At 50.7% G+C, this 16,930-nt stretch carries 14 protein-coding genes; 6 read left to right on the top strand and 8 right to left on the bottom strand.

Annotation, left to right across the window (positions count from 1 at the left end; translation table 11 throughout):
- Positions 1–74: 74 nt before the first annotated feature.
- Complete coding sequence (gene fadB, locus KHS78_RS12705; RefSeq protein WP_211828842.1) at positions 75–2,219, bottom strand: fatty acid oxidation complex subunit alpha FadB; 2,145 nt, start codon at positions 2,217–2,219, stop codon at positions 75–77.
- Between the two features lie 311 nt (positions 2,220–2,530).
- Entirely contained in the window at positions 2,531–2,980 is a 450-nt protein-coding gene (locus KHS78_RS12700; protein WP_211828841.1) for a hypothetical protein, read from the bottom strand.
- A 136-nt stretch (positions 2,981–3,116) separates the two neighbouring features.
- On the opposite strand from KHS78_RS12700, the gene KHS78_RS12695 reads away from it, so the two are divergent.
- Complete coding sequence (locus KHS78_RS12695) at positions 3,117–3,551, top strand: universal stress protein (RefSeq protein ID WP_211828840.1); 435 nt, start codon at positions 3,117–3,119, stop codon at positions 3,549–3,551.
- A gap of 104 nt (positions 3,552–3,655) precedes the next feature.
- Positions 3,656–4,735 (top strand): malate dehydrogenase, encoded by a 1,080-nt coding sequence (locus tag KHS78_RS12690; RefSeq protein ID WP_211828839.1) that lies wholly within the window; start codon positions 3,656–3,658, stop codon positions 4,733–4,735.
- 56 nt (positions 4,736–4,791) lie between these two features.
- Here the strand turns inward: KHS78_RS12690 and KHS78_RS12685 are convergent, their stop codons facing one another.
- From KHS78_RS12685 to KHS78_RS12675, 3 genes are all read right to left on the bottom strand, one after another.
- Positions 4,792–6,078 (bottom strand): TolC family outer membrane protein, encoded by a 1,287-nt coding sequence (locus tag KHS78_RS12685; RefSeq protein WP_211828838.1) that lies wholly within the window; start codon positions 6,076–6,078, stop codon positions 4,792–4,794.
- A 141-nt stretch (positions 6,079–6,219) separates the two neighbouring features.
- Entirely contained in the window at positions 6,220–7,674 is a 1,455-nt protein-coding gene (locus tag KHS78_RS12680) for an HlyD family type I secretion periplasmic adaptor subunit (protein WP_211828837.1), read from the bottom strand.
- A gap of 10 nt (positions 7,675–7,684) precedes the next feature.
- Positions 7,685–9,844, bottom strand: coding sequence for a type I secretion system permease/ATPase (locus KHS78_RS12675; RefSeq protein ID WP_211828836.1), 2,160 nt, complete (start codon positions 9,842–9,844; stop codon positions 7,685–7,687).
- 453 nt (positions 9,845–10,297) lie between these two features.
- On the opposite strand from KHS78_RS12675, the gene KHS78_RS12670 reads away from it, so the two are divergent.
- The 4 genes from KHS78_RS12670 to KHS78_RS12655 all read left to right on the top strand — a co-directional run bounded on the left by KHS78_RS12670 (position 10,298) and on the right by KHS78_RS12655 (position 13,636).
- A complete protein-coding gene (locus tag KHS78_RS12670; RefSeq protein WP_211828835.1) occupies positions 10,298–10,906 on the top strand; it encodes a hypothetical protein in 609 nt (202 codons plus the stop codon).
- Between the two features lie 195 nt (positions 10,907–11,101).
- Positions 11,102–11,857, top strand: a complete 756-nt coding sequence (locus KHS78_RS12665) for an ABC transporter ATP-binding protein (protein WP_211828834.1) — start codon at positions 11,102–11,104, stop codon at positions 11,855–11,857.
- A complete protein-coding gene (locus KHS78_RS12660; RefSeq protein WP_211828833.1) occupies positions 11,847–12,608 on the top strand; it encodes an ABC transporter permease in 762 nt (253 codons plus the stop codon). Before KHS78_RS12665 ends, KHS78_RS12660 begins: the two co-directional genes overlap by 11 nt.
- Before the next feature lie 47 nt (positions 12,609–12,655).
- Positions 12,656–13,636, top strand: a complete 981-nt coding sequence (locus KHS78_RS12655; protein WP_211828832.1) for an ABC transporter substrate-binding protein — start codon at positions 12,656–12,658, stop codon at positions 13,634–13,636.
- 11 nt (positions 13,637–13,647) lie between these two features.
- On the opposite strand, the gene KHS78_RS12650 is transcribed toward KHS78_RS12655, so the two are convergent.
- From KHS78_RS12650 to minD, 3 genes are all read right to left on the bottom strand, one after another.
- Complete coding sequence (locus tag KHS78_RS12650; protein ID WP_211828831.1) at positions 13,648–15,591, bottom strand: transglycosylase SLT domain-containing protein; 1,944 nt, start codon at positions 15,589–15,591, stop codon at positions 13,648–13,650.
- 197 nt (positions 15,592–15,788) lie between these two features.
- The gene (minE, locus tag KHS78_RS12645) at positions 15,789–16,055 is read right to left on the bottom strand and encodes a cell division topological specificity factor MinE (protein WP_211828830.1); all 267 of its coding nucleotides are present in this window, start codon (positions 16,053–16,055) and stop codon (positions 15,789–15,791) included.
- Positions 16,045–16,875 (bottom strand): septum site-determining protein MinD, encoded by an 831-nt coding sequence (gene minD / locus KHS78_RS12640; RefSeq protein ID WP_343216913.1) that lies wholly within the window; start codon positions 16,873–16,875, stop codon positions 16,045–16,047. The genes minE and minD overlap by 11 nt, the downstream gene beginning before the upstream one ends.
- Positions 16,876–16,930 lie beyond the last annotated feature (55 nt).

Raw genomic sequence — 16,930 nt, 5'->3', positions numbered from 1 at the left:
TTGCTCCTGAATTCTTATCAGGCCCGGTACAGACCGAGCCAGGCGTTATCTGTTACGGAATATCCTGGCCAACCTTAAAAGAAGGTTTTTCCTTCAGCGGCCATTTTCCGGAGCCCTTCTGTTGCCTGGTACAGCGGTCCGAGGTCCGCATACTTATCTGCCAGGGCAACAAACTCAGCAACACCCATTTCATCGATATAACGCAGCGCGCCACCACGGAATGGCGGGAAGCCAATACCAAAAATGAGGCCCATATCAGCATCCGCCGCAGTCTGGACAATGCCGTCTTCGAGACAGCGAACCACTTCCAGGCACATCGGGATCATCATGCGTGCAATGATTTCATCGGTTTCAAAGTCACGACGTTCAGCACACACGGGCGCAATCAGCTCATAGGTGCCTTCATCAACCACTTTCTTCGGCTTGCCGCGCTTGTCGGTTTCGTACTTGTAGAAACCGATATTATTCTTCTGCCCGAGACGATTGTTTTCGAACATTACGTCAACGGCGCTCTTGAAGTCACGCTTCATGCGATCAGGGAAGCCATCTGCCATGACCCCTTCAGCATGAACACCGGTATCAATACCGACGACATCCATCAGGTAGGCAGGGCCCATCGGCCAGCCAAAGCGCTCCATGACCTTGTCGACCTGCTGGAAGTCAGCACCATCACGCAGCAATCCGGCAAAACCACCAAAATACGGGAACAGAACACGGTTCACCAGGAAGCCCGGGCAGTCATTCACGACAACCGGCGTCTTACCCATGGCCTTGGCATAGCTGACCACCGTCGCAATGGTTTCTTCGCTGGTTTTCTCACCACGAATAACTTCCACCAGCGGCATCATGTGCACGGGATTGAAGAAGTGCATGCCACAGAAGTTTTCAGGACGCTCCAGCGCTTCTGACAGCGTATTTATGGAGATTGTTGAAGTGTTTGACGTCAGGATCGCATCGTCACGAATCTGCTTCTCAGCTTCCGCCAGCACTGCATGCTTGACCTTGACGTTTTCAACAACCGCTTCAACAATGACATCAATTTCTTTGAAGTCACCATAAGACAGTGTGGGTACAATGCGATTCAGGATATCCCCCATCTTCGCCGCATCCATCTTCTTACGTTCAACGCGCTTGGTCAGCAGCTTCTTCGCTTCATTCAGGCCCAGATCAATACCGGCCTGATTGATATCTTTCATGACAATCGGCGTGCCCTTCAAGGCTGACTGGTAGGCAATACCACCACCCATGATACCGGCACCCAGTACCGCTGCCTGCTTGACCGGCTTCGCTTGCTTCTCGTAAGCCTTCGCGGTCTTCTTCAGCGCCTGATCATTCAGGAACAGGCCAATCAAGTTGCCAGCCACAGGCGTCTTGGCCATTTTCACGAAGCCTTTTGCTTCAATTTCAATGGCTTGGTCGCGCTTCTTGCCAGCATGCTTCTGCATGACCTTGATAGCTTCAACCGGCGCCGGATAGTTCGGGCCTGCCTTACCGGCAACAAAACCGATGGCTGAGTTAAACGCCATCATCTGCTCCATGGGGGGCAGCTTGACCGCATCCAGTTTTTCCTGACGCTTGGCCTGGTAGTCCAGCTCACCAGCACCCGCACGCTTGACCAGATCAATGGCCGCTTCCAACAGCTGCTCGGGCTCAACGACCGCATCCACAGCGCCGACTTTCAACGCCGCATCCGCTCGGTTCTCATTACCCATGCAGATCCACTCAATGGCATTGTCTGCACCTACAACGCGGGACAGACGAACAGTTCCACCGAAGCCCGGGAACAGACCCAGCTTGACTTCCGGCAAACCCACTTTGGCCTTGGTGGACATCACCCGGTAATCAGATGACAGACACATTTCAAATCCACCGCCCAGGGCCATGCCGTTGATGGCAGTCACAGTGGGCACCGGCAGATCTTCAAAATTACTGAACACCGCATTGGCCTTCAGAACCCAGCCCATCAACTCTTCTTCGGGCAGGGCAAAGGTCTCAGTAAATTCAGTGATATCGGCGCCGACGATAAAGACGTCCTTGGAGCTGGAGACAACCACACCCTTGACGTCACTGTTGGCCCTGACGGCATCAGTGGCTTCATGCAGTTCTTTCAGGGTGGTCTGGTTGAATTTGTTGACGGACTCCCCTTGCAGGTCAAAATTCAGCTGAGCAATGCCATCATCCAGCAATGTAACGGTGATGGCCTGGCCTTCGTAAATCATGAACGTTTCTCCACGTTTGTGCGACACTCTAGGCCTGTACAATAACCCGCTACAGACGAGGTCCGCACCGGGCATTGAAGGTTTTTTTCACTGCCATTCCCTGGCCACCTGTTCGTGTTCTGACAAAGGGCCGCATGCAATTCATACGACCGTTTGAATCCGGTGTGAAACCTTCACGGAAAAGCTAGGTAATGTCAAGGGCGTTTTAAGTATTTACCGACATCAACAACCTTAAGAACCGAACAGAATACCCTGCAAAATAGCAGTTCTATTAACCGGCTACAGCCTCATTGCTTTTAACAACCAATGATTCAGAGACAGGTATCTCGGAGTGAGGTCAAAACAGCATGAAGCTGATCAATGGCGTTTTTATCGCCCCGTTCATCCCACAAAGCCACCACACTCATCTGCCGGATGGTGATCTGAACAACACCTGCTGGGAGTTCTTCAAGTAATCCGGTAATAACCGGCTGATTCAGGGTATCAGGCAATACCCAGGCATGATTTTTCATCCGCTTGAGAACGATGGGAACATGAATATTCAACGAGCGCTCGGTTGGCAGGACATACTCCATCCAGTGAGCCTCCGTATCGCAGGAATCAGGCAGTTTCTCCAGCTCCTTGAACGCACTGACTTTCATTTTTTTGGCCATAGCCGCCTGCCGGAATACCATCTGCTGACGCTCCCGCTTTGATGGCATCAACCACATTAAATTCCCTGCAATTACCGCCAATATCAGTAAAACTATGAGCCAGGTCATACACTTCTCAGCAATTTGTTTTAGTATGTTGATGTAAGTCTGCCTGCATGTCTCGGTTTCGGGCAAGGCCTGCCGGCAAAATCGGGCGGATAGACATCAGGAACAGCCTCTTTACGAACCGGAAAAGGAACATACAATGAGCCTGTACAAGCACGTTCTGGTAGCTGTCGACCTGACCGAGGAAGCTGATGAAGTGCTGAACAAGGCCAAGGCCATCGCCGAAGCCAATGACGCCCGGCTGACCCTGGTCCATGTCGTGGAACCCCTCAGTGTCGCCTACGGCAGCGATATCCCCCTCGACCTAACAACCCTGCAGGATGAGATCACCCAGCAGGCCCGCGAACGCATCAACAAGCTGGCCGACAAGATCAATATTGAAAAAGGGGATCAGCATGTGGTGTACGGCCGCCCTGAGCGCGAAGTGCACCGCATTGCCGAAGAGTGCGGTATTGACCTGATCGTGGTGGGCAGCCATGGTCGGCACGGTCTGGCACTGATACTGGGATCCACCTCCACCAGCATTCTTCACGGTGCCACCTGCGACGTTCTCGCGGTCCGCGTCGGAAAATAACCTCCGTTATCCCGTTAAAACAGGGTAGTCACCCACTGACTACCCCGTTCTCTTGACTACACTTCCCCCTGCCCGTTTCACTTCACAACGAAGGTTTACCCCCTATGAAGAAACCTGTACGTGTCGCCGTTACCGGCGCTGCGGGAAGTATCAGCCGAGCCCTGCTTTTCAGGATCGCCGCCGGAGACATGTTTGGTCACGACCAGCCGGTTTATCTGCAATTGATCGAAGTCCCCCAGGCCATTGATGCACTTCGAGGCATCGCCATGGAACTGGAAGACTGCGCTTATCCACTCATGCACTCCATCAGCCTGCATGACAACCCTGACAGCGGCTTTTCCGGGGCCCATTATGCCATACTGATCGGCGCCAGGCCCCGCGCACAAGGCATGGAGCGTAGCGACCTGCTAACGGCGAACGCCGAGATATTTTCCGTACAGGGTAAAGCGATCAATCGTTACGCCAACCCGGATGTCAGGGTGATCGTGGTGGGCAACCCGGCCAATACCAATGCGTTAATCGCCTGCAGCAATGCGCCTGACCTGAACCCAACGCAATTCAGCGCCCTCACCCGACTGGATCACAACCGTGCCATTGGCATTCTCGCCAGCAAAAAATCCTGTAACCCGCAGGATATTCGTAAAGTCATCGTCTGGGGCAACCATTCGCCGACCATGTATCCCGACCTCCACCACGCCATGATTCATGGAAACCCTGTGATGCCACAGATTGACACCGAGTGGTATCGCAACAGCTATATCCCACGCATACAGAAGCGTGGCGCCGAAATCATCCAGGTTTGCGGACACTCCAGTACATCGTCAGCGGCACAGGCGATCATTGATCATATGCATGACTGGGTACACGGCACACGACAAAACGACTATGTCAGCATGAGTGTGATGAGTGATGGCAGCTATGATGTCGAGAAAGGCCTATTCTTCTCCTACCCTGTGCGATGCAATTATGGCCGATACCAGATTATCAATGGCCTGACACTGAATGACCTCTCAAGAGATTATTTCAAAATCACAGAACAGGAGTTGCTTGAAGAAAGGGATACCATCCGACACCTGATCCCGACTGATTTCCTGCAAAGACTGGAATCACACTGCGCCCAGGCAGCCAACGAAAACGTGCCCGAACACTATCTTGGCCCAAGAAAAATTAATGATCGGATTTAAATCGAAAGCTTGGCCCGATTGATACGGGCCAATTTATCGTGTGTTTTTAATCCTTATCAACCTTCCTGCGTATTTTGAATCGAGGAAAGTTTAAGCCTCTCCATTAACTGACCCGCTGCATTCAATAAGCGGAACTTTGATAACATGATATCAAATTCATGCCTGACAAACGTTTTTCTGGCTTGATACAATTCCGTCGCGGTATTCAACACATCCACCAGGGTGCGCTGCCCCAGGTCAAACTGCTTGGTATAAGCGTTCAGCGTCTTAATGCTGTTATTAACATGTTCCTGTAAATAGGGTTTTTGCTGAGTCAATGACTCATACAAATACCAGGCCTGCTTGAGTTCAAGCACTAGCCGTCGATGGGTTTTCTGTCTTTCCGCACGAATCAGCTGTGCCTGCGATGCGGCCTGCCCAACCAGTGCCTGGTCAGCACCGCCACGGTACAAATTGTATGACATGCTCAATTTGGCCACAGAGTTCTCATCATGCCCGGTCACACCGTCCGCATCACGGGTCCGCTGATGGGTAAATTCAACATTCACACTGGGATAATAAACACTCAGACTCGCCTGGTAAGCGGCATCCGCACTGTTAACCTGTTCCTGCGAAGCTCGCATCAAAGGGTGTACGTCCAGCTGGTTCATAACCTGATCCAGCGTCTTGAATCCAAGCTTGAACACCTTCGGCACCAACAGATTATCCGCTTTACGGTTAACCACTGAAATATAACTGCTAAGCGCCCTGTCCAGTTCACTTTTTGCACCTACGACAAACGCCCTGGACTGAGAGGTTCGACCACTAATCTGGGCCAGATCCGATTCACTTGCCAACCCCTGATTGAACAAACTCGTGATCTGTTTTTTGGTTTTCTCATGCAGATTTCGGTTATTTTCAGCCAGTTCAAGCTGTTTCTTCTTCTCCAGGACACCGATATAAACTTCAGCCACCTTCAGTGCAATAGAGCCCTGCGTATTCAACGATTCATATTCTCTGGCTTTAGCCCCATGGTCATACTGCTCCATACGACGGACGGTTTCGAATCCTTTGAATACATTTTGCCGGACAATGAGCGAAGACTCATTCCGCTCTATATTGTCTTTATCATTACCATTACTGCGGGTACTGGGACTGTCTTTTCGCTGAACCCCAATGGCGGCACTGACATCCATGGTCGGATACAGGCCGGCTTCACTCTGATCAGCTTTGAGACTTTCTGTATTCACACGACTTTTAGCGGCAAGAATATCCGGGTGTTCTTTCAGGGTAATAAGAATCACTTCCTCCAATGTTGTCGCACTGGAAGATGTAATCCAGGCTGATATCAGCCAGATTGACATATTTCGTATTATTAAGCGTCTGTTAATCATACGGATTCCCTGAAGTGCAGAACGCTTACCTCTATTGACTCAAACACCACACACGTCACTAACGAAAATAAATGAACACCTAAAACAATATCGGTTAATTAGCGTTTCCTTTTATCGCTCTGTCAGCGCCACTTTTCTGGCCCTTAGAATTGGTTTCATTAAATATTCCAGAACCGTTTTTTTACCCGTCATAATATCGACCTCAGCCTGCATACCAGGAATGATGGGCAACTGTTTTTCGTTAGTACCAAAATATGACCTTTCAGTTTTGACTTGAGCCAGGTAGTAATAGCTACCGTCCTCTTCTTCCAGCGCATCCGGACTGACATGGACAACCTCTCCCGTCAACCCACCATAAACGGTGAAATCATAAGCAGTAAATCTGACCATGGCTTTCAGGTCCTGACGCAGAAATGCAATATCTTTCGCGGGCACCTTGACTTCAACCAGCAACGAATCATCAACCGGAATGATATCAACCAGCTCCATTCCGGGGTCAACCACGCCGCTAATCGTATTGATATGAATCTTCTTCACTACACCATCAACAGGAGAGCGGACAATGGTTCTTGCCACCCTGTCTTTCAGCGAATTTCGGTTAACCGTTAATTGCGCCAACTTCAACTCTGCAGTTTTTATCTCATCAATGGCCTTTTCGCGAAATTGCAGGCTTAGCTCCTTCCGTTTACCCTGGGCCTGATTCCACGCAGCTTCAAGTTTTGGAATGGAGTGCCGAGCATCCGCTAACTGACTTTCAATCTCACTAACCTTCTGCTCCAGCCGCAACAACTGAACCTTGGAAACAACCCCCTCATCAGCCATCGGCTTCGTGAGGTCATACTCCTTTTTCATCAACGAGTAGCTTTTTTCAAGGTGCGAATGCTTCGCCTTAATCGACTTGAGCTCCTGGTAAATTTTGGCGACTTCCTGCTCCGCAATCATCAATCCCTGCTCCAGGGTACGCTTACGGCTATCATAAAAATCGCGCTCACGATGGATATATTCGAGATAGCCGCTCAATTCCTCGGGAAAATTGAGGCTTTCACCATTCACTTCCGCCTCAAGGCGAACGACTTTCGCAAACTCACTGAAATATTCCAGTTCATTCTCTCGAAACTTGGCAGAAAAATGGACATCATCCAGCTGCAAAAGCGGTTGACCGGCACGGACCTGGTCACCATCCTTCACGTAGATTTTTTTGATAACGCCCCCTTCCAGATTTTCTACGATCTGCAATCGAGACGAGGGGATCACCGTGCCTGCACCGCGCGTGATCTCATCCAGCTCCGCGTAGGAGGCCCATGTCACCGCTATTACGATCAATGCAGTACCGGTAATACTGACAAAGACCGTTACGTAAGATGAATCCTGAAGAGAAACATCGATGGATTCCGACTTAAACTCACTCTCTTCCGAGCGGGAGAAAAAGTTTTTGATGGCCCGCGGATTCTTTGCCAGCCTCTTGATCGCGTCGACAGGCAGCATCACCAGCCTGAGACTCCATGCCTTCAGCCGGGTTGCTGTACCAACAATCATCTGACCTAACTTATCTAATAGTGTGTTCATGGTTATCAGGCTAACTGATGACAATTTTCCCGTGTTTTAACGCTTCCATGACCTGAACTTTCGGGCCATCCGCAACGATTCGCCCCCGATCAATGACGATCAGGCGATCAACCAGATCCAGTAACGACATTCGGTGTGTAACAAGTACAAGCGTTTTATTGCTGCAATACTTTTGCAGTTGCTCCTTGATGAGCTGCTCAGACTTGTGATCCATGGAGCTGGTAGGCTCATCCAGCACCATAATGGAAGGGTCGTGCATGAACGCTCGGGCAACCGCGATCGCTTGGCGCTGGCCGCCCGACAGGTTCGCCCCACGCTCAGTGACCGGCATATCCATCCCTTCTGGATGAATGTTGGTGAAGTCCGTGACTCCCGCCATCTTGGCCGCCCTGACAACGGTTTCGTCATCAACCGCGCCCGCACCCAACGTGATATTTTCCCGGACAGTGCCATAAAACAGGTTAATATCCTGGGGCACACAACCAACCGCCTTACGCAGGGCCACCGGGTCAATAAGCGTTACATCCAGCCCATCAAGGCGGATCAAACCACTGCTTGGCGGATAGAGGCCTAGTAACATCTTCCCAAGGGTCGACTTGCCTGAACCAATGCGACCGATAATCCCAACCTTTTCACCAGCCTTGATGGAAAGCGTGATGTCTTCCAGAGTGTTGAGTTTCTGGTCTGGATAGGTGAAGGTCACCTGTTCCAGCTCCAGATCCCCCGTAATATTATCAAGATTGACATACTGCCTGTCCGGGCTACGCCTCTTGGGCATATTCATGATGTTGTCCAGTCCAGCCAGCGCCGTTTTGGACTGGTAAAAACGGGTCAGCAGGCTGACCAGCTGTGACATGGGTGCCATACTGCGACCTGCCAGCATATTGCAGGCAATCAGTGCTCCCATCGACAAGGTATGATCACTAATCAAATAGACGCCTGTTGCGATCAAAACAACCGTACTGCATTGCTGGATAAAGCCCGCCACCATCGACGTAGAGTGGCTCAGCATCTTGCTCTTGACGCCCCATTTGGCCAGGAATCCAATATGCTTCTCCCATTCATGCTGGATTTTGGATTCCGCGCCGTACATCTGAATGGTTTCCAGACCGATCAGGCTTTCAATTAGCGTGGCATTCTTTGCCGAAGAAGAGCGGTAGGTTTTTTCAATGGAATTGCGCAAGGCTGGCTGGATGATCAGGCAGTAGGCAACAATCAATACCATCGCCACAAGGGGGATCACCACCAGCCACCCGCCGAGAATGCCAATAACTGTCAGAATGATGATGGCACAGGGTATATCGATCAGGCTGGCAATGGTTGAGGAGGCGATAAAATCCCGAATACTTTCAAAATCCTGCATACTTCTGGCAAATGAACCCACAGAACTGGGTCTCGACGTCATTTCAAGCCCCAAAACCTGACTCATGATTCTGGACGACAGGATGATATCAGCCTTCTTTCCCGCCTTGTCGAGTGCATAAAAACGCAGCCACTTGACCAGAAAATCAAAACCAAAGGCAATCAGAACGCCGGTCACCAGCACCCAGAGTGTTTCAAAGGCATTGTTGGGCACGACACGGTCATAGACATTCATGACAAAGATCGGGCTGACTATGGCCAGGAAGTTGATCATGATCGAGGTCAGAAGCACACTTTTATATAACGGTAATGAGACCGTCAGCGCACTCCAGAACCAATGTTTGCCATTGTCATCCAATACAGAGGGTGAGCGCTCATCAAACCGGTGCTTCTGCTTGAGCAACAACATGACACCGAGATACTCTTCAGCAAGCCGCTCAAACTCAACATCCTGGACATCATCACTGATTGACGGAATCACCACACTGGCTATTTGTTCCTGGTGATTGATGTCCATCAGTACGCAGGCCTGACCATTTCTTAGCAGTAGCACCGCCGGGCAGGCCAAACGAGGAATATCGAGCAGTTTCTTTCGGATCTGCCGCGTGACAAAGCCAACCTGTTCAGCGGCCCGGTTAAACAGGTCGACACTGAACGGTTCATCCGCCATCGGCAAGCCTGCCGTAATGGCCTCCACACTGTCAGATTTGTCATAGAGTCGACAAATTTTGACCAGGCAAAGCAGCAACGGGTCAGAAAACCGGTCTTGATCAACGGTAGAGGCTTGTTGGGATGAAGACGAATCCATGGAATAACCTGCAGCATCCGTGCAACGGTTCAACTATGACTGCGTTCCTTATATTGATTCAGAGTAAACAAGTTTCTTATGGTGTGATGAACATTTATTCAGTTTATCTATTACCGTATCAAATAGCCGTCAAGACCGGCTGCGTTCAATCAAGCCTGCGCTCGCTTTCCCCTTTTTTTTGACACCTTGTTTATTTCTTCGATGAGTCACACACCCACATGAAATACTGTTTTTTATACAGACATCAATTATCGATAGATTTCACAAGTGAGCATTGGCGACTACGAATTGCTTAATTTGAGGAAATATGTTGGGAAATTGGATAAACTTCGTCTACAATGTCTATCTTATAGCTACGTTGTTATGCAACAGTCAAAGGATTACACTTCTTGCTGTTTCAAAGACCTGAAACCTTTCCGTTAAAGACCATTCTCTAAGGAAGCCATCATATCCATGAGTGAGCAGCTGTTTCGCGCTGAGCTAGAAAGCCGACTCGAATACTATCTGAGCGTCGATGAGAAAATCAGGAAAATCTACGAGTCCAACGAAAAGAGTGTCCGGGATGAACTCACTCAGCTGAAAAGCCGGGTTCAGATCCTTGAGGCAGAAAATGAAAAACTCAAGGGCAGGAACAGCGAGTTATTTGATGATAACCGCAGTATGAAAGATGGACTTGAGGCGGCACAAACCTCCGCAAGCACCAATGAGAAAGAGGCGAGCAGTTTACGTCGTAAACTGGAAACCGCAGAGAAAAAGCTGGCGACTCTTGAAACTGAAGCCAACAAGCTGAAGCGAGAGCAGAAAACGCTCAAGGCGCTGGAACCTGAAAAGCTTAAGAAGAAATTCAATGATGCCAGTCAGGAATTGAAAAAACAGAAGAAACTGGTTGACCAAATCAGTAAGGAAAGCCGTGAACGCAAGCGTCGCATTGACGAAGTCACCACTGAGCTTGAGGCCAGCAACAAAGAACGTGACGAGTTGAAAGAACAACTTGAAGCGGCACAATCATCGAAATCGTCCAGCAAAACTCAGCAACCGGTTGCAGAAGCAGAGCCCGCCTGAGATATTGCAACCTCGTAATATGAGCCCCACAGCCAGCAGCTTTTGCGAATGGGGCTTGCTCAACGAACAACCGCTGCCAGCACATCTGACGTATAACATCGCCCTTCTTGGCGGGCAGTCATGGTCGACAATTCATTGCAATAAAGCCAGCCTTGTCCAACTGCTGCAAACGCATAAGGCGTTTATCCCAATACCATGCCAGATCTCCATATTAATAATGCGTCACTCGCCTATAGCAACAAACCCATCTTTACGAATTTGTGTTTAACACTTCCTGCCAATCAGTGGACTTGCCTGCTGGGAGCCAGCGGGGTTGGAAAATCCAGCCTGCTGCGTTTAATTGCAGGACTTGCCTTCAGCCATAGCGCCCAGGTCAATGGCGATATCACCAGCTCGGATGGCTTATCGGTACATCATCGTGTCGCATGGATGGCCCAGCAGGACTTGCTCCTTCCCTGGCTATCCGTTATTGATAACGTGACTCTCGGATGTCGCCTTAGAAAAGAACCACTATTAAAGGAGACGATTGAACAAGCCAATCACCTCTTGCTCTCCGTTGGCATACAGCAACAGGCATCGTCCTACCCCAGAGAGCTTTCGGGCGGTCAGCGTCAGCGGGTCGCGCTGGCACGAACACTCATGGAAGACCGCCCTTTCGTACTGATGGACGAACCCTTTGCCGCGGTGGACGCGTTAACCCGCCTGAAACTCCAGGATCTGGCCAGTGAATTACTCGCGGATCGCACAATCCTGATGATTACCCACGACCCACTGGAAGCCCTGCGTCTGGGGCATGCGGTCTACCACCTTCAAGGTAGCCCGGCCACATTAACTGAGCCTCTTCACCCGCAAGATTTACCGCCCCGCTCTCTCGACAACGAGCAGCTGATGGCACTGCATGGCCATATCCTTGAAAAACTGCGACAAGAGGACATCCAGCATGCGGACTAAGATCACGCGCACGATTGTACTCGTTGCAGGGCTGATTTCCGGCTGGCATCTGCTCGTCACGGTACTCTCCCTACCCGCCTGGATACTACCAAAACCAAGCGATGTGGCACTGAGTCTTTACCAACATCGAGGCATACTGCTATATCACAGTGCGATTACAGCCAGTGAGATTTTATTGGGCACACTACTCGGCGTAACTGCCGGCATAGCCTTTGCCCTGGCACTACTCTACTTCCGTCGTTTTGGTCGGTGGCTTCTGCCTGTTTTGATCATCAGCCAGGCGATACCCACGTTCGCTCTGGCACCGGTTCTGATGTTGTGGCTGGGGTATGGACTGGCGTCAAAAGTCGCTATGGCCGCCATTGCGCTATTCTTCCCCGTTACCATGTGCTGTTATGACGGCCTGCGCCATACACAGCAGGAATGGCTGGATCTGGCAGAAACCATGGGCGCCACACCATACAGCACACTCCGCTTCATCCGCTGGCCAGCCGCCATGCCAGTACTCGCCGCAGGACTGCGCATTGCCGTTGTTATCGCTCCCATCGGAGCCGTGGTAGGCGAGTGGGTAGGATCCAGTGCCGGGCTTGGGTACTACATGTTACAGGCCAATGCCCGCCTGATGATCAGTGAACTCTTCGCGGCACTGGTCGTCCTGGCCTCATTCACCATCATTTTTTATCTATTGATTGATTGGATCACAAAGCAACTCGTACCCTGGCAGCCTGAGACAACCAGTATTTACCAATAAGATAGCCACCTGTTTATCCACCACACTCTGAAACCACTGTATAAACCATGCGACACATAACGTATTCAATCCTGACGATACTGGCAATGCTCTCCGTAATGACGAGCAATGCCCAGGCAAGCCCTACGCCACAAAAGCAGGACACACCAGCCAAAATCACACTCATGTTGGAATGGTTCGTCAATCCCGACCATGGACCCATCATTATTGCGCAACAGAAAGGGTTTTTTGCCGAGGAAAATTTGGCAGTTACCATCCAGGAACCCGCCGAGCCCAGCCTCCCCATCAAGCTGCTGGCAGCCGGTGAGGTCGATATGGCGGTCATTTACAGCGAGCAGCTGGTGAAATCCTCCCTCAACCAGTTACCTGTGCGCTGGGCAGGTACACTGATAGAAACACCGCTCAACTGCCTGATCGTACTGGAAGGTGGCCCCATTAGAACCCTGAAAGATCTGAAAGGGAAAAGCATCGGCGTCTCACTCTCCAGTGGCTATGAAAAGCAGTTGCTGGACGTGATGCTGGCCTCATCCGGCTTAAGCTCAAAAGACGTTAATGTCATCAATGTCGGATGGGCACTTACCGGGTCACTGCTCAGCAAGCGTGTCGATGCGATTCTGGATGGCTATCGAAATTTTGAGTTAAACCAGCTAGCGCTTGAAGGCGCCAAGGGAAAAGCATTTTATGTTGAAGAGTTCGGGGTACCCCCCTACTCGGAACTCCTGTTCGCCGCAAATAGCGAAAAAACAGATAACGCAATGATTCGCCGTTTCCTTCGAGCGATAGAAAAGAGCAGCCAATATATCATCAACCATCCAGAGGAAGCCTGGAAAGTGTTTGCCGCGTATTCCCCAGGAGGACTGGATACCCCCCTGAACAAAATGGCATGGAAAGATACCGTCAATCGCTTTGCTCTACGACCAGCCGCCATTGACCGACAGCGCTTTAAAAACTACGCCACTTATCTGCAACAGGTAGGGGCGATAAAAAAGTTGCCGAATCTGAATACGATGCTGGCGCCCATCGACTGACCCTAAAAAAGTTACTGATTATACGCCAGAAGGTTCATTTCATGATCCGTAAACAGCCTGACGGGCATCCCCATCAGGCTGGCAAAAATCACTCGAAACGACAGGACATTCTGAACATAGTTCCGGGTTTCCTTGAAGGGGATCGTTTCAATCCAGATATCGAGCGGAAGATCGCCCCGTTGGTCAATCCATCGCTTAACCCGGCTGGGACCAGCGTTATATGCGGCTGTCGCATACACCCGGTTACCCTCAAATCGCTTTTTCATGTCTGCCAGATAGGCAGTACCCAGTGCGATATTGACAGCAGGCCTGTACAAATCATAAGTCGCCCGGTAGGCAATGCCATAATTGCTGGCTGTCAGCTTGGCCGTTGCCGGCATTAACTGCATCAATCCCCTTGCGCCAGCGCCTGAACGTGCCTTGGGGTAAAACGCGCTTTCCTGGCGTGCAACGGCTAATGACCACAACGGGTCAACACTGAACGTCTGCGCATTACGTTCGAACAATGGCATGGGATCCGGGACAGGAAACCGTATACCTAACTCGTCCCACATGGACTCCCGCGCCGCCGTCATAATGGCCTGGTTGTGCCACTGCCAGTGATGAGCCAGCCGTGCAGCATGTCGGCGCTCCTCTTTATCCAGCTGCTTCATGGCAGCATACCACTCTTGCCGAGCCTGAGACTCACGCTTCAGCACCAGAAGTTCTGCGATTCGTCGGAAAGTAGGCCGGGTCTTCAGCGCCTGAATCCTTTCCGAGTCAAGGACGCCTTCACGCTGCTCCAACCCAAACACCGAATTATTTAACTCTGCGGCCAGAAAACCATAAAAGCTACGACTGCCGCCCAACTGGGCCAGCGTGACAATAGAGGTGTTTTCCGGCTGTGAAATATGCCGTTGGGCCATCATGCTCCAATAGCGCCAGCGGGGCGTTAATTGCAACTCTTCAGGCAACTTAACGATAAGGTTTGATACAAGAGACCAGTCCTGATCTGCCAGTGCCACCCGTACACGCCACTCTGTCACCTCCGGGTAGGCAAACATCGGGTCAATCCAGTTGATCAGCTTTTCGGCATCGGGCTCAAAACGCTGGGCGATCCGCAGGGCAAGCCACTGATCCAGTGATTTTCGACGCTCACCGCTCATATAGAAGCGTTCGCGATCCCGTATCCAAACCCGGGCCGCACGGGCAATATCACGACGCGCCAAGCGCTTAACGCCATACGCCAACAGCGCTTCACGATTAGCAAGATTACGCCTTAAAAACGTGTTTTTTGTTAAAACTGTGGGCTGCTGTCTGATTTGCCAGAAAACGTCCACACTCTGCTTATGCTGGGCTGTCGTGATCTGCCGAGCCACATAACGTGCCAGTGTGATATTTCCCTTATCTACGGCAAGCCAGAAACGCTTGAAAGCCAAATCCGAGGTCAGGTGACCCGCACGACGCCAGACAGAAAAAACCGGATCACAGACTTTGGGCTGAGAGTGCCCTACCACCCACAATGATTCCACCAAAGTCATTGCATCCTGCCGTTTTCCTGTGGCCAGCAACCCATGAGCCAGGTAGCACTGATAGCGATACCCCCGGGGCTTTATGCTGTTATAACTCGTGACATAGTCCGGCCAGCGCTTTCTGCTGATTAATTCATCCATCCAGGCGGCTTCCAGCTGCCTGATCGCCGGTAAGTCGGGGTATTTATTTCGTATAGCGTCAACCTCGTCAGACGAGGCCTTGGAAAGCCGTTGACGAAGCGCCTGTATTTCAAGATAAGGGAAAAGCGGATAGTCGGAGAGGGTTGAGTGCCACATTTGCTGCCATGACTGGCCTTTCTGGAGACTTTTCTCTGCACTCAGAAAGGCTTTTCGCTGTTTAGCTAGATCCGCCGCCGTCGCTGTTGACGCAATCGCCATGAGACTGACAAACAGAAGGATAAAATGCTGCACGCACCGGCTCATAGTCAGGAATCCGTTCCCGTTAAAACCTTCCCTAATGGGAGAATACGGCTGCGCCATGACGACTCGACACTCCGTTACGCTTTGAGCAACGCGACAGTGAGTCGTTGTCCTTCCCGATTCACTGTCGCCCACCAAGCTCTAAATAGCTTGCTACTCCTAACATAATATAGCGGCTAAGGTTGATTCAAGCCTGTTTTCTAGCCGCAGGGACGCGCTGGAATCTGAATATTCAACGCCAGAATATCCTGTTCCTCCTGTTTTTCCATGACAACCTCAATATCCTCATTGGATGGCATGCCATAAAAGCGGCGAACCAGCTCCATGATTTCGCTACGCAATCGCGCCAGCTCAGGCGACTCTTCGCGCTGTCGACGCTCATGGGCAATCACAATCTGCAAACGTTCTTTGCAGACACTGGCGCTTTTTTCCTGCTTTCCGAAGGTAAACCATTTATCAAACAGCATCTTTCACCCCCCGCGAAAAAACCTTCTCCAGGAAGGACAGTTTTTTTCGACGGATATGTCGCAAGGGAATCTCTTTTCCCAGTAAACGATCAACTGCATCCATATAAGCCATGGCCGCGAGCGACTCATGCTCATGAACAACAGGCACCCCTTTGTTAGAGGCATCAAGCACTTCCCGGCTTTCAAGGACAACACCCAGGAGCGGGCAAGCCAGGATATCCACGACATCTTCAATCGAAAGCATCTGCCCTTCCGCCGCCCTCACGGGGTCATAGCGGGTAATTAACAAATGCTCTTTTACCGGTTCCAACCCTTCGACGGCTCGCCGGGAACGACTTTGCAACAGGCCAAGAATCCGATCAGAATCACGCACTGAAGACACTTCAGGGTTCACCACCACAACGGCTTCATCCGCATGATACAGTGCATGAATGGCACCCCGTTCGATACCCGCAGGCGAATCGCAGACGATGTAATCAAAGGTTTTTCTCAACTCATCAATAATCCAGGCAACGCCTTCATCGGTCAGTGCGTCCTTATCACGGGTCTGCGAAGCAGCAAGAATACAAAGATTACTGTTGTGTTTATCTTTTATCAGCGCCTGATTGAGTGTAATACCATCGTTCATTACATTAACAATGTCGTAGACAACCCGACGCTCACACCCCATGACCAAATCCAGATTTCTTAATCCGACATCAAAATCAATGACACAGGTTTTGAAACCTCTCAACGCCAACCCGGAACTGATTGCGGCCGATGTGGTTGTTTTCCCAACGCCACCTTTCCCGGACGTTACTGTTATACATCGTCCCTTCACTGCCATCTCCTTATACAGACAGTTATCGTCATTACCGTTAACAATACATGGTTAA

The sequence above is a fragment of the Kistimonas asteriae genome (genome assembly GCF_018263925.1).
Lineage (GTDB): Bacteria > Pseudomonadota > Gammaproteobacteria > Pseudomonadales > Endozoicomonadaceae > Kistimonas > Kistimonas asteriae.
Note: the sequence above shows the minus strand (reverse complement) of the source record. Positions and strands in the feature narration are given on the sequence as shown.